The sequence below is a fragment of the Halorussus salinisoli genome (genome assembly GCA_005239435.1).
GTDB classification, from domain to species: Archaea; Halobacteriota; Halobacteria; order Halobacteriales; family Haladaptataceae; genus Halorussus; species Halorussus salinisoli.
On the sequence record SZNP01000001.1, the window covers coordinates 311,623 to 325,215 of the forward strand.

A 13,593-nucleotide genomic window follows, 5' to 3' on the forward strand; every position below is an offset into this window, starting at 1 on the left:
CGTTTTTCACCAACTGGTAGCAATCGCCCCGCGAACGTTTTGCCAGCGAGAGGATTCGCCGAAGGCGAACTTACGAGCGCAGCAGACGGTTCACTCGAAACCGCCACCGCCGCCCATCATCCCGCCGAGACCGAAACTCGCCATGAGGCCCGAGACGAGACCCCACGCCGTCAGGACGAATCCGAGGACGACGAGACCGATTCCGGCCGCGATGATCAGGTCCACGTACGCGATGACTCCGATGCCGCCGAGCAGGAGCAACACCCCGACGATGCCTTTCGCTCCGAGTTTGTCCAACATACGACGGGGTGAGTTCGGACGTAACTTAAACACCCTTGCTCCGGGGTCGAGACAGGAGTACGACAGTATATTTAAACCTCCCCGTCTCCAAACCGAAAATATGAGTGACAACGACGGCGGACGGCGGAAGAACCTCCGCATGCCCGACGACGGCGAGGTGTTCGCCACCGTCACTAACATGCTCGGCGCGAATCGCGTGAAAGTACGATGTGCCGACGGAAAAGAGCGAACGGCCCGGATTCCGGGCAAGATGCAAAAGCGCATCTGGATTCGCGAGGACGACGTGGTACTGGTCGAACCGTGGGACTGGCAGGACGAGAAGGCCGACATCAAGTGGCGCTACGACAAGCAGGAAGCCGACCAGCTTCGGGACGAAGGTCACATCCAATAAGACGAGCCTTTCCAGCGGTCGGAAATTCGCCTCCGGCGAACTTCCTCCTTTGCAAAAGCTCGACCAAAAACACGGCGTCACCCCCCGTCGGCGACGAAGCGGCTTCGCCGCTTCGCTCCTCCGTCGAGGGTTCCTTGGTACGCTCGCGGTAGAATTGCTGGTAGTTGACCACCGACTGGTACGGTCGCCCGGTCGATTCTGTGCAGTTTCCGACAGAAGTAATTGGAATTTCGAGGGGGTGTAGTAACGCCGATGTCTGGTGGTTACACCTGCGTCAGGACACCAGACCCCAATAGGCAAGAACGCGGGATTGCGTCTGGTGCTTAAGTGGGAATCACCTACTCGTCGCTGATGGCTATCGGACGCTCAGAGACCGACGAGACGGACGTAGCGCACGGCGAGGAGATTCCGGAAGCGATTAGAGCGATTCGGACCCGGCGGTCGGGACACAACTTCGACCCCGACGCCGAACTGGACGACGAGACGCTGGAGGGGTTGATTCGGGACGCCGCACTCGCGCCCTCGTCGTACAACCTTCAACCGTGGGAGTTCGTCGCCGTGCAGGACGACGACCGACTCGACGAGGTGGTCGAACTGGCCTACGGACAGGAACACGTCAAGGAGGCCGGGACGGCCATCTTCGTCGTCGGCCACACCGAACCCGAGACCGCCGACCGCGTCTTCGAGGAGTGGGTCGAAGCGGGCCGCTTCGACGCGGAGACCGGTGAGCAGGTCAAAGAGCAGACGGTCGCCGGCTACCAGAGCGAGCAGGCCGGACGCGACTACGCCATCCGTAACGCGAGTCTCGCCGCCGAGAACCTGCTTCTCTCCGCGCACGCCCGCGGCCTCACCGCCACGCCCATGAGCGGGTTCGACTTCGAGGGCGTCGCCGAGTTCCTCGGCCTTCCCGACGACAAGATTCCGGTGGTCCTCGTCGCAGTAGGGCCGAGCGGCGGCGACGAACCCGAACGACTTCCCCGGCGCGACGTGGACGAGGTTCTCCACCGGGAGCACTACTGAGACCCCCGCCTCGGCTCCCGAAAACCCACCCTTTTACCGCTGGAACCGCTAGGTTCGGGTAGATGACCGAGGAGTACAGCCTGCTCGAACCCGACAACGTGGAGGGCGTCGGCGACGAGTGGGAGGAGATAGACGTATCCGACACCGAGGCCGACAAGGTCCAGCGCCAGCGCGACCGAGAGTTCAACAAATTTCGGGAGCGACTGAAGAACACCGAGCAGTTCAAAGTCGAGCAGTCGGTGTTCGACGACGCGACGCTGGCGGCGCTCTACAAACTGGTCCAGGACGGCTATGTCCGGGCGTTCGGCGGTCCCATCTCCTCGGGGAAGGAAGCGAACGTCTACTCCGCACTCGGTGACGAAGAACACGGCGAGGTAGCGGTCAAGGTCTACCGCATCAACGCCTCGGACTTCCGGGACATGCGCGAGTATCTCGTCGGCGACCCCCGATTTGAGGAACTGTCGGGCGACAAGAAACGGGTCGTCCTCGCGTGGACGCGCAAGGAGTCGGCCAATCTCAAGCGCGCCCAGAAAGCCGGGGTGCGCGTGCCCGAACCCATCGCCGTCCAGCGCAACGTCCTCGTGATGGAGTTTCTGGGAACCGACGGCGAACGCGCACCCACGCTGGACGACGCTCACCTCGAAAACCCCGAGACCGCCTTCGAGGTGGTCCGGGAGTACATGCGCAGGCTCTACGACGCGGGACTGGTCCACGGCGACCTGAGCGAGTACAACATCATCGTCCACGACGGCGAACTCTGTATCATCGACCTCGGACAGGCCGTGACCACCCACCATCCCAACAGCGGCGAGTTCCTGACGCGGGACTGCGCGAACATCGCTTCGTTCTTCCGGCGACAGGGGATGGACGTTCGCGGCGACGAGTTAGAGGAGTGGATTCGGGAGAACGCCGACCCCAGCAAGTGACGACCGCGCGATCCGAGGCGCGAACGAGCGAAACGTTCAAGCCTCGGAACCGACTATCCTGACTCGATGAGGTCCGCTCTCCGCACTTGGCGCTGGCAGACGCCCGGAGAGCGGACAGTGTCGTGACCGACGGCGCACCGGCCTCACCGGGCGTCCGAGGTGGCGTCGCTCACTCGCTTTCTGGTGAACCGACCTCCGAGTGACAGCCGAAACCACGACATAGATGCCTGAAAACGCAACTTCCGACGACTTCACCGTCACACCCTACGCGGTCGAGGGCGAGGTAGACTACCGCGAACTCCTCGACCGATTCGGCGCGGACGAACTGACGGACGACCAAATCGCTCGCTTCCCCGGCCAGCATCCGATGGTCCGGCGGCGGGTGTTCTACGCCGGACGAGACGTGGACCGATTCCTCGAATCGGCGAACAGCGGCCGGACCGTCTCGCTCGTGACCGGACGCGGGCCTTCGGGTCCGATGCACCTCGGGCACGTCTTGCCGTTCTACTTCGCCAAGCATCTGCAGGAGCAGACCGGCGCGCACGTCTACGTTCCGCTCTCGGACGACGAGAAGTACTTCACGAAGGACCTCTCGCTGGCGGAAATCGGCGAGTACACCCGAGAGAACCTCCGAGACCTCCTCGCGGTCGGGTTCGACCCCGAGCGAACCCGAATCGTAATCGATACCGCCGACGCCGACGTGGTGTATCCCCTCGCGGTCCAGTTCGCCAAACACGTCACTCAGTCCACGATGGAGGCGACGTACGGGCGGCCGGACAACGTGGGCCTGTCGTTCTATCCGGCGGTCCAGATCGCCCACCTGCTCCTGCCCCAACTCGTCCACGGGCGACACGCGAGCATGGTCCCCATCGCGGTGGACCAAGACCCACACGTCCGCCTCGCGCGCGACGTGGCCGCGAAGGAAGCCTTCGACGTGGACAAGCCCGCGGCCCTGTTGAGCAAGTTCCTCCCGACGCTCGACGGCCCGGGGAAGATGAGCAGTTCGGGCGACGCGCCGGGTATCTATCTGACGGACGACCGTGAGACGGTCGAGGAGAAGATTCAGACTCACGCCTACTCCGGCGGGAAATCGAGTCTCGACGCTCACCGGAAGCACGGCGGCGACCCCGAGGTGGACGTGGCCTACCAACTGCTCGCGTTCTACTTCGAGGACGACGACGCGACCCTCGAACGACTCGCCGACGAGTACCGGTCGGGCGACCTGCTCAGCGGCGAACTCAAGGCCGCCGCCGCCGACAAAGTCGCGGACTTCCTCGAAGCACATCGGGAGCGCCGCGAACGCATCGGAGACCTCGAAGCCGAGTTCGAACCGTATCGGCTTACCGAAGACGAACGGGCGCGGGCGCGACCGGAGGGCGTCGGCCTCTTCGACTGACCGCGAGGTCTCGCGTAGGCCGACCAGCCGCCAGTTTTGCGCAGGCCGAACGAACCGCCTCCTCGGCGGTCTGAAAGGGCGAGCGCGCGAGGGCTTTCGAGGGAGTCGCTACCGGTCTCGTCAGTCACTCTGGAATCGATTCGAATTCTCCGAGTTCGACCCCGACGAGTAGCCGTTCGCACGCGGACGAAGGCTTAAAACACCCCGAGCGAGTATATATTCCCATGCAACACGTGAAGATTCCGCAGGACCGAATCGGTGTTCTCATCGGCGAAGGAGGTGAGACGATGCGCGAAATCGAGAGTCGCGCGGAGGTGCGACTCGACATCGACTCCGAGAACGGCAAGGTTGAAGTCGAGAAGACCGGCGACCCGATTTTGGGTCTCAAGGGGCCGGAAATCGTGAAGGCCATCGGTCGCGGCTTCGCGCCCGACGAGGCACTCACGCTTCTGGACGACGACATGATGATGTTCGACGTCATCGACATCGACGCCGCCGCCCGGAACAAGAACGACCTCGAACGACAGAAGGGGCGACTCATCGGCGAGAACGGTCGGACCCGCGAACTCATGGAGGAGTTGACCGGCGCGGCCGTCGTCATCTACGGCACCACGCTCGGCGTCATCGGCACCCCCAAGCAGGTGGACGTGGTTCGGAGCGCCGCCGAGATGATTCTCGACGGTGCGCCCCACGGGTCGGTGTACTCGTTCCTCGAACGCAAGCGCAACGAGATGAAGCGTCAGGGGATGGAGTTCCACCAGTTCCCCGGCTAGACGTGTTTTCTTTCGCAAATTGATTCAGTCGAGTCACTGATTTCGTAGTTTCTTCGTTTCCGAAAGCCCCCTTTCAGTCCCGCCCTGTCGGTCGTGTCACCGGGCGTTTCTAGTGGATTCCGTCACCGCCGCGGTTCTGGTGGAAGGCATACCGAGCGGTCCCATAGAAAGCGCCGTCGGGCGCGAGAACCCCCGCGAGCGGCCCGCTCCGGTGTCCCTTATAAAGATACTGTGTGAAGGGTTCCCATATCTCCTTTCCAGTTCTGTTCGGCTGGTTCTCTCGTTCTTTAGGGAAAGGTTTATATAGAATGCCAATCAATCTATCAGGTACACATGGCACAACGAATGGGCAACCAGCCGATGATCGTACTTTCCGAGGACAGCCAGCGCACCTCCGGAAAGGACGCGCAGTCGATGAACATCACCGCCGGGACCGCAGTCGCCGAGGCCGTTCGGACGACGCTCGGCCCGAAAGGGATGGACAAGATGCTCGTGGACTCGACGGGCGAGGTCGTCGTCACGAACGACGGCGTCACCATCCTCAAGGAGATGGACATCGAGCACCCCGCGGCCAACATGGTCGTGGAAGTCTCCGAAACCCAGGAGAACGAGGTCGGCGACGGTACGACCACCGCGGTCGTCGTCGCCGGTGAGCTCCTCGAGAAGGCCGAGGAACTCCTCGAACAGGACATCCACGCGACCACGCTCGCACAGGGTTACCGCCAGGCCTCCGAGAAGGCCAAGGAACTTCTCGAAGAGAAGGCCATCGACGTGGACGCCGACGACACCGAGACTCTCGAGAAGATCGCGTCCACCGCGATGACCGGCAAGGGCGCGGAGAACGCCAAGGACCTCCTCTCGGAACTCGTCGTGCGCGCCGTTCAGAGCGTCGCCGACGACGAGGGCATCGACACAGACAACATCAAGGTCGAGACGGTCGTCGGTGGTTCCATCGACCAGTCCGAACTCATCGAAGGCGTCATCGTGGACAAGGAGCGCGTCCACGAGAACATGCCCTACTTCGTCGAGGACGCCAACGTCGCCCTGCTCGACGACGCCCTCGAGATTCAGGAGACCGAAATCGACGCCGAAGTCAACGTCACCGACCCCGACCAGCTTCAGCAGTTCCTCGACCAGGAAGAGCAGCAGCTCCGCGAGATGGTCGATTCGCTCGAAGCGGTCGGCGCTGACGTGGTCTTCGTTGACGGCGGCATCGACGACATGGCCCAGCACTTCCTCGCGGAAGCGGGCATCATCGCGGTCCGCCGCGCCAAGTCCGACGACCTGAGCAAGCTTGCTCGCTCGACCGGGGCCAACATCGTCAGCAGCGTCAGCGACATCGAGGCCGACGACCTCGGCTTCGCTGGCTCCGTCTCCCAGAAGGACGTCGGCGGCGACCAGCGCATCTTCGTGGAGGACGTCGAAGAGGCCAAGTCCGTCAGCCTCATCCTCCGCGGCGGCACCGAACACGTCGTGGACGAAGTCGAGCGCGCCATCGAGGACAGTCTCGGCGTCGTGCGCGTCACGCTGGAGGACGGCAAGGTCGTCCCCGGCGGCGGCGCACCCGAGACCGAACTCGCACTCGAGCTCCGCGACTACGCCGACTCCGTCGGCGGCCGCGAACAGCTCGCGGTCGAGGCGTTCGCCGACACCCTTGAAGTCATCCCGCGCACCCTCGCCGAGAACGCCGGTCTCGACCCCATCGACAGCCTCGTGGACCTCCGCAGCCAGCACGACGCTGGCGACTTCGAGTCGGGCCTCGACGCCTACACCGGTGAAGTCGTCAACATGGAGGAGGACGGCGTGGTCGAACCCCTCCGAGTCAAGACCCAGGCCATCGAGTCCGCCACCGAGGCGGCCGTCATGCTGCTCCGCATCGACGACGTCATCGCCGCGGGCGACCTGAAAGGCGGTCAGGTCGACGGCGACGACGGCGGCGACGGCGGCGCACCCGGCGGCGCTGGCGGTATGGGCGGCGGCATGGGCGGCATGGGCGGCATGGGCGGCATGGGCGGTATGGGCGGCGCGATGTAAGCCAGGCCACCGCCTGCTTCCACCGTCCGTTCGACCCGTTCGGCCGACCATCCGTTCGAACGGCGTGCTGTCGTCTGACACCACGTCTGGAATTCCGTCGTCGTTCTCACTTCTCTCTCGACTCCATCTCCCTCTGCTCTCACTTCGTTCGACCACTCGTTTCGTGACTCTTCGTCGCGCTCGACGACGCGAAGTGACGAGCGTCGGACCACGAGAGAAACGTTTTACATGCTCTAAACGGTAGAATTATTTCTCTAAACCGGAAATACGGTTCCGACGCCTCCGAAGCGCCGACAGGTCACCGGACTCGGAACCGCGCTTCACAGGTCGCTCAGGAGCGTGTTCGAGACGAGTTTCGAGATCCCCCGGCGGAGTCGCTCGGACGCCGACTGGCCGCTGATGTCGAGTTCCGCGCCCAGTTCCTCCAGCGCCACGTCGCGGGGAACCTCGAAGTACCCCACCCGCTCGGCGGTGGTCAGCGCCTGTCGCTGCTCGGAACTCAGACCGAACTCGTCTTCGAGTTCCGAATCGCCTGGCGTGTAGAGTCGGTGGAGGCGGAAGTCCACGCCCTTGTCGGCACAGAGGCGGCGCATCTCCACGACCGAGTCCCGGTCGGGAAATCGGACCCGGCGTTGCCACCCGTCGACCGACCCCGTGGCGGCCATCGGCGACGCGCCGATGGTCTGGTAGAGAGGATAGATAGCACAGACGTTCTCGGTGTCGAGTCGCGTGCGGTAGAGTTTCCGCTCGCCCAGTTCCTCGATGACGGTGCTCTCGCGGACCGACTCGTCGCGTTTGAGTCCCGCCTCCAACTGCTCGAATCCGCCGCCGAACGCCCAGAAGACAAGCACGGGCGCGTCGAGCTCGGTCGCCATCTGCTGTTCGAGTTCGACGGTCATGTCCGGGGCCGCACCGAGGGCAGACGTCAGCACGAGGTCCGGGGACCGAAGGGAGAACTCGGCGATGAGACTCATTACGGACCAACTACGCTCGATTGCTTGAAAGCCTATCGATACTGAATCAAATTTGCCGCGCCTCGAGACAGCGCCCGACCCGTCTCACTCCGCTTCGATGTCGAGTTCGAACTGCTCGTGTTCGCTGGCCGCGTTCAGGACGACGCTGGTGTTGCTCTCCTTGATGTCGGGGTCGTTGAGCAGCGTCTTGATGCCCTGATTCATCCCGTCGGTGTCGGCGAACTTGCCGACCGCGATGATGTCGTAGTCGCCCGTGACCTCGTAGACGCTTATCATCTGGTCGTGGCTCCGGAGACTCTCCGTCACGTCCGGGAGCGCGTTGCCTTCGACTTTGAGTTGGATAATCGCAGTCACGTCGTATCCGAGCGCGTCGTAGTCCACCTTGGGCGTGTAGCCGTCGATGATGCCCTGGTCTTCGAGGTCCTTGAGGTGGTTCGAGACGGTGGTGACCGACACGTCGAGGTCCTCCGCGAGACTCCGGAGACTCGCCCGGCCGTCGCCTAACAGCGCATTCACCAACTTCGCGTCGAGATTTTCGTACGTCATTACGTTCACCAACGGAAGCCACCCTTTAGAATTTTACGAATATCCAATTCTAGCCCGGAAAGGCAGAATTGAGCCAATCGGTAAGGTTTTACTACTACACGTAGTGGTGTAGATTGCCAACAAAAATGACGGATGGACAAATTGCAGCCAGCAAGGAGTCGGAGTTGACGGAAGCCGAGAAGGACGTACTCGACCGCATCGAAACGGAGAACGTGGACTTCGTTCGCCTCCAGTTTACGGACATCACGGGAACGGTCAAGAACGTCAGCGTGCCGGCCTCGCAGGTCGAGAAGGCCTTCGAGGAAGGCATCTGGTTCGACGGCTCTTCCATCGAGGGGTTCGTCCGGATTCAGGAGAGCGACATGCGCCTCGAACCGGACCCCGAGACGTTCGCGGTCCTGCCGTGGCGCTCGGACGGTGACACGGCCAGCGCTCGCCTCATCTGCGACGTCGTGAACACCGACGGAACGCCCTTCGAGGGCGGTCCCCGCCAGGTTCTCAAGAGCGTCCTCGAAGAAGCCGAGGAGATGGGCTACTCGGTCAGCATCGGTCCGGAACCCGAGTTCTTCCTGTTCGAGAAGGACGAAAACGGAAACGCGACGACCACGCCGCACGACTCGGGCGGCTACTTCGACCTCGCTCCGAAGGACCTCGCCTCCGACGTGCGCCGGGAGATCATCTTCACGCTGGAGCAGATGGGCTTCGAAATCGAAGCCAGTCACCACGAAGTCGCCGACGGCCAGCACGAGATCAACTTCAAGTACGACGACGCGCTCTCGGCCGCCGACAACATCTCGACGTTCCGCGCCGTGGTCCGTGCGGTCGCCGAGAAGAACGACCTCCACGCGACCTTCATGCCCAAGCCCATCAGCGACATCAACGGGTCGGGCATGCACAGTCACATCAGCCTCTTCGACGACGACGGGAACGCCTTCGCCGACGAGGACGACGAGTTCAACCTGAGCGAGGTCGCCTACAAGTTCATGGGCGGCGTCCTGAACCACGCCCAGGCGTTCACCGCAGTCACGAATCCGACGGTCAACTCCTACAAGCGCCTCGTCCCCGGCTACGAGGCTCCCGTCTACGTCGCGTGGAGCGACGTGAACCGCACCGCGCTCATCCGCGTCCCGGACGCCGCCGGTGCGAGTTCCCGGTTCGAAATCCGGAGTCCCGACCCGTCCTCGAACCCCTACCTCGCCCTCGCCGTCGTCATCAAGGCCGGACTCGAAGGCATCGAGAACGACGCCGACCCGGGCGACCCGGTCCGCGAGGACATCTACGAGTTCGACGACGCCAAACTCGACGAGTACGGTATCACCACGCTCCCCGGTAGCCTCGACAGCGCGCTCGACGAGCTAGAAGAGGACGAGGTCGTCCGGGAGGCGCTCGGCGACCACGTGACGGAGAAGTTCCTCCAAGCCAAGCGCGCCGACTACGCCGACTACAAGACCCACGTCTCCGCGTGGGAGAAAGAGAAGTACCTCGAGAAGTTCTGAATCGGAAGTCGCAGTTTAGCTCGGCGACGCCGACCGTCCTTTTTTCGCGCGTTCGACGACGAGCGGTAGCAACAGGATGCCGACGGGCACGACCAGATTCAGGACGAACACCGCCGGAAGCGGGAGGACGAGTCGGTTCCCCGCGTAACCGACCACTCCGAGCGCGGCCAGCCCCGCGACTGCGGCCGGGATGTGAACCGACCCGCCGAGGTCGGCGTCCAGCATCGCCCACGTCGTCCCCGCGCCGACGACACCTGCGACCATGGCGACCGAGTCGTGAGTGATACCGTTCGTGGCGACCGCCACGAGGGTCAGTCCGGCCGCGACGACGAAGCCACGGGACGGGTTCCACTCGGTCACGTACAGGAGCACCGCGAGGTAGGTGAGTGCGACGGCGATGCCGATTACCACGTCCACGACGTAGTGGACGCCGATGACGATTCGGGAAGTCGCCACGACCGCCACCACGGCTCCGGCGCCAATCGCGCGCCACCGGTGAGAGCCTCGTTCGAGAATGAGTGCGAGCAGTCCCCACAGGGTCGTCGCTCCGATGGCGTGGCCGCTGGGGAAACCGTAGCCGCTGGCGTGGCCAGCGTACAGTTCGGTCGGCGGGCGGGGGAGTGCGAACAGTCCCTTGAGCGCGAGCGTCAGTGCCAGCGCGCCGAGGATTGCCGACAGCGCGAACGCGCCGCGTCTCCGGTTGCCGAACCAGTAGAGGAACGCGACCGTGGCGAACAGAAACCACGCGTCTCCTAACTGGGTAAGGACGGCGAACAGCTCCCGTACCCACGGGGAGAGCAGTCGTTCGAGTGTCTCGGTGACACCGAGTCCTCGTCCGGGCATCGACTGAACGTAGACGGGCGAGAGGGTTATACGCTACGACCGGAAGTTCCCGATGCGGTCGCTGATTCGACCGGGGAGGCTCAGCACGCCGATGCCGAACCCGAACACCACCATCAGGGTGTAGAGCCCGAGCGTCGAGAGCCAGACGACGGCCATGGCGAAGATGGCCCACGCGCCGCGGAGCCAGAAGAACGCGCCGAGGGTCATCGCAGTCCCGTACAGCAACACGAGGTACGGGCCCCAGCCGCGGGCGTGGCCTCGGCGCATTCGCTTGCGGACGTACTGCTTCAGCTCGGACTCGACTTCCGGTTTCTCGACCGTACGCGTTTCGATGTCCTCTTCGAACGATTCCACGTCTGCTCGCAACTCCCGCAACTCGTCGCGGAGTTCCACGATGTCGGGAGCGGATTCGTCGTCGGTCATGTATCGGGAGAGTAGTTCCTGCTTGCGTTCGATGCGCGGTTCTTCGGGTTCGCTGGTTCGCTCGGCGTAACTGCCGCGGTTGGCGAGGACGACGTTCACCACTCCGCCGAGCAACACCAGAATACTGGCGAAGTACAGCCACGTCACCAGCAACAGGGCAGTCCCCAGAAACTGGGACGGGCCGGTCGAAGAGACCCCGGCGTAGATGCGGAACACCACCTGTAGCACGGTCCAACCGACCGTGACCAGTACGGCTCCGGGAAGCGCCTCCCGTACCGACACGTCCGCGTCGGGGAAGACGACGTACAGCGGGAGGAACACCGGGACGAGTGCTACCAGTTGAATTATCGTGGTGATGACGCCGACGAACGGGAACTGGGGAAACAACGTAGTCGCCGCGCCCGTCAGCACGACGACGACGACGCCTGCTCCGATAGCGGCCAGCACGAGAAGTGCGTCCTTGATTTGGTCGGCGATGCCGGTCTTGGCGTCGGTCGCGTAGATGGCCGAGAACGCCTCGTCGAAGCCTCGGAACACCTTGATCGCGCTCCACGCCAACACCACGAGACCGATTACCGTCGTCCCGCCGCGTCCCGTGGGGTCCGTGATGAACTCCCGTAGCTCCTCCTGCCCCGTTGCAGTCAGCAGACCCGAGGCCCGATTGACGACCTGCGTCGCAAACTCGTTGCCGGCCACGAACGAGACGACGACGAAGGCCAGCAGTAGCAGGGGGATGAGCGAGACGAACGCGTAGTAAGCCGTACTCGCCGCGAGGAAGGTAATCTCCTGCTCTCGGGCTTCCTCGAACACCGAGCGACCGACGTTCACAACGTTTCCGAGACTGGGCACGCGACTCATTTCGCCAACGAGATACAAATATTCATTGGCAATACCCCGGGTATCTGGTTCCGAGGCCCGTAGTTACGAGTCTCGTGTCGCCTCACGTATTTGTTCGACGGTCGCCGGGGTTTTGAACGTGGTTCCGCCGAAGTGAGTGCGCGACGCTTCGAACCCCGCGTCTCGGAGCTGGCCGAGGAACTCGTCCATGGCCGGGGCCGTCCGCGTCCACTCCTTGCAGAGGCGGTGCTGGTCGTAGTTGGTCGGTTCGTGGAGTTCGGCTTCGAGGGTGTCGAGCAGGCGCTCGGCCTTACTCGCAGTGCCCATCGACTCGTCCAGTTCCTCGCGGACCGCCGCCACGAAGTCGGCGTCGTGGGCCGCCCCGAGCCACAGCGGTCCGGCGGTCAGCGTTCGTTCGCTCCCGCACTCGGGGCACGAGTCGAGCGGGTCGGCGACGAGACCGTACTCGTGTTCGCGGTAGAGGCAGTCCTCGCAGTGGTAGACGTGCCCCAACTCGTCGATAGCCGCGTTGGCGTCGCTGGCGCTGTGGTCGAGTTCGAGGTAGGTCCGGACGTAGTGGTTGGTAGCGTGGGTCAGGACGGGCGTCACGCCCGCGTCGTAGCGCGCCGCGGTCCGGGCCATCGCCGACAGCAGGATTCGGACGCCCATCTCGGCGTGATAGTCGGTGTTCCGCGGGACCGCGCTGTACTTCCGGACGCCGCTGTGGAAGTGCGCGCCGCAGAGCGGCGCGGTGTCGGTCGCCGTGACGCAGACGAGGTCGCGGGTGTTGGCGAACGCGGCGTCCGCGAAGGGGATGGGCGACCCGAAGGGGTCGATGTCCACCACGTCGAAGACCTCCTCGTGCATGAGCGCGTTCGCGTCGCGCTGGACGACCTCGGCGTCCAGGTCGTTGCGGTCGAGGTTCTCGCGGCAGAGTTCGACCGCCTCCTCGTCGATGTCCGCGAGGGTCGCGTTCCAGCCCTCGGCCGCGGCGCGGACGCCCCGGACGCCGCTGGCGGCCATCGCGTCGAGGTAGTACTCCGCTCGCGGCTCTCGGTCCCGGTAGGCCCGGAGCGTCGCCACGGTCAGGTCGCGGTTGAGTTCCTGTACCGGGTTGAAGAACACCTCGTCGCCGATACCCTCGTCGGCCTGTTCGGGGACCTCGACCTCGACCCCGCCTTCGCGGACGTGCATACCGCTACTCGTCGCTCCCCATCGAAAAGCGAACCGATAGCTCTCCGCGCCCAGTCGCTGGTCGTGCTTGGCTCAGCCGTTTCCGGGTAGTCGGACTGGCGGTCCTCGGCCCGGCGTCCGAGCGACCACGCGGAACGTCCAGTCAGGGTTCGTCCCGTGCCCGTATTTGAACCCTCGGAGGAAATCACGGCTTCGTGCCGAGCGCGCGCCGAGTGGCACGCTGGAAACAATTTTATTTCTAATATATTTATATATAGTGCTAAGAGAACTGTCTTCGTTTCTGTCGAAACGGAATACAATGCCGAAATCACAGAGGTCTCGGCGCCGAACGCGCGACACCGGAACCTGTTTACGGCCGCCGTCCAAACCCCTCTGGCGTGTTCCCGGCCGACGCCACCGAACGCGACCGCTCGGAGTGTTCCCGCTACCGGAGGCGATAC

The 13,593-nt window shown here is 63.8% G+C and carries 13 protein-coding genes; 7 read left to right on the forward strand and 6 right to left on the reverse strand.

All coding sequences use genetic code 11. The features are described 5' to 3' along the window. Positions 1–90 precede the first annotated feature (90 nt). Positions 91–300 carry a DUF7470 family protein gene (locus tag E2484_RS06105; protein WP_137284340.1) on the reverse strand — a complete coding sequence of 70 codons (210 nt, stop codon included), beginning with the start codon at positions 298–300 and terminating at the stop codon, positions 91–93. A 100-nt stretch (positions 301–400) separates the two neighbouring features. On the opposite strand from E2484_RS06105, the gene eif1A reads away from it, so the two are divergent. From eif1A to thsA, 6 genes are all read left to right on the forward strand, one after another. Beyond that, positions 401–691, forward strand: a complete 291-nt coding sequence (gene eif1A, locus E2484_RS06110; protein ID WP_137284341.1) for a translation initiation factor eIF-1A — start codon at positions 401–403, stop codon at positions 689–691. 351 nt (positions 692–1,042) lie between these two features. Further along, positions 1,043–1,711, forward strand: coding sequence for a nitroreductase family protein (locus tag E2484_RS06115; protein ID WP_137284342.1), 669 nt, complete (start codon positions 1,043–1,045; stop codon positions 1,709–1,711). A gap of 62 nt (positions 1,712–1,773) precedes the next feature. Further along, complete coding sequence (gene rio1 / locus E2484_RS06120) at positions 1,774–2,637, forward strand: serine/threonine-protein kinase Rio1 (protein WP_137284343.1); 864 nt, start codon at positions 1,774–1,776, stop codon at positions 2,635–2,637. Between the two features lie 223 nt (positions 2,638–2,860). Continuing rightward, positions 2,861–4,033 (forward strand): tryptophan--tRNA ligase, encoded by a 1,173-nt coding sequence (locus tag E2484_RS06125; RefSeq protein ID WP_137284344.1) that lies wholly within the window; start codon positions 2,861–2,863, stop codon positions 4,031–4,033. A 224-nt stretch (positions 4,034–4,257) separates the two neighbouring features. Beyond that, positions 4,258–4,806, forward strand: a complete 549-nt coding sequence (locus E2484_RS06130) for a KH domain-containing protein (RefSeq protein WP_137284345.1) — start codon at positions 4,258–4,260, stop codon at positions 4,804–4,806. Positions 4,807–5,151: 345 nt separating this feature from the next. Beyond that, complete coding sequence (gene thsA / locus E2484_RS06135; RefSeq protein WP_137285314.1) at positions 5,152–6,840, forward strand: thermosome subunit alpha; 1,689 nt, start codon at positions 5,152–5,154, stop codon at positions 6,838–6,840. A gap of 320 nt (positions 6,841–7,160) precedes the next feature. Here the strand turns inward: thsA and E2484_RS06140 are convergent, their stop codons facing one another. Together E2484_RS06140 and lrp are read right to left on the reverse strand one after the other, a co-directional pair. Then, positions 7,161–7,814 carry a helix-turn-helix domain-containing protein gene (locus E2484_RS06140; protein ID WP_137284346.1) on the reverse strand — a complete coding sequence of 218 codons (654 nt, stop codon included), beginning with the start codon at positions 7,812–7,814 and terminating at the stop codon, positions 7,161–7,163. A gap of 84 nt (positions 7,815–7,898) precedes the next feature. After that, positions 7,899–8,360, reverse strand: a complete 462-nt coding sequence (gene lrp / locus E2484_RS06145; protein WP_137284347.1) for an HTH-type transcriptional regulator Lrp — start codon at positions 8,358–8,360, stop codon at positions 7,899–7,901. 125 nt (positions 8,361–8,485) lie between these two features. On the opposite strand from lrp, the gene glnA reads away from it, so the two are divergent. Beyond that, positions 8,486–9,856, forward strand: coding sequence for a type I glutamate--ammonia ligase (gene glnA / locus E2484_RS06150; protein ID WP_137284348.1), 1,371 nt, complete (start codon positions 8,486–8,488; stop codon positions 9,854–9,856). 15 nt (positions 9,857–9,871) lie between these two features. Here glnA and E2484_RS06155 read toward each other — a convergent pair whose 3' ends face one another. The 3 genes from E2484_RS06155 to E2484_RS06165 all read right to left on the reverse strand — a co-directional run bounded on the left by E2484_RS06155 (position 9,872) and on the right by E2484_RS06165 (position 13,153). Then, positions 9,872–10,699: a phosphatase PAP2 family protein gene (locus E2484_RS06155; RefSeq protein WP_137284349.1), complete on the reverse strand. Its 828-nt coding sequence runs from the start codon at positions 10,697–10,699 to the stop codon at positions 9,872–9,874. 33 nt (positions 10,700–10,732) lie between these two features. Further along, on the reverse strand, positions 10,733–11,971 hold the full coding sequence (locus tag E2484_RS06160; protein WP_321111963.1) for a YihY/virulence factor BrkB family protein: 1,239 nt from the start codon (positions 11,969–11,971) through the stop codon (positions 10,733–10,735). A 72-nt stretch (positions 11,972–12,043) separates the two neighbouring features. After that, positions 12,044–13,153 (reverse strand): tRNA (guanine(26)-N(2))-dimethyltransferase, encoded by a 1,110-nt coding sequence (locus tag E2484_RS06165; protein ID WP_137284351.1) that lies wholly within the window; start codon positions 13,151–13,153, stop codon positions 12,044–12,046. Positions 13,154–13,593 lie beyond the last annotated feature (440 nt).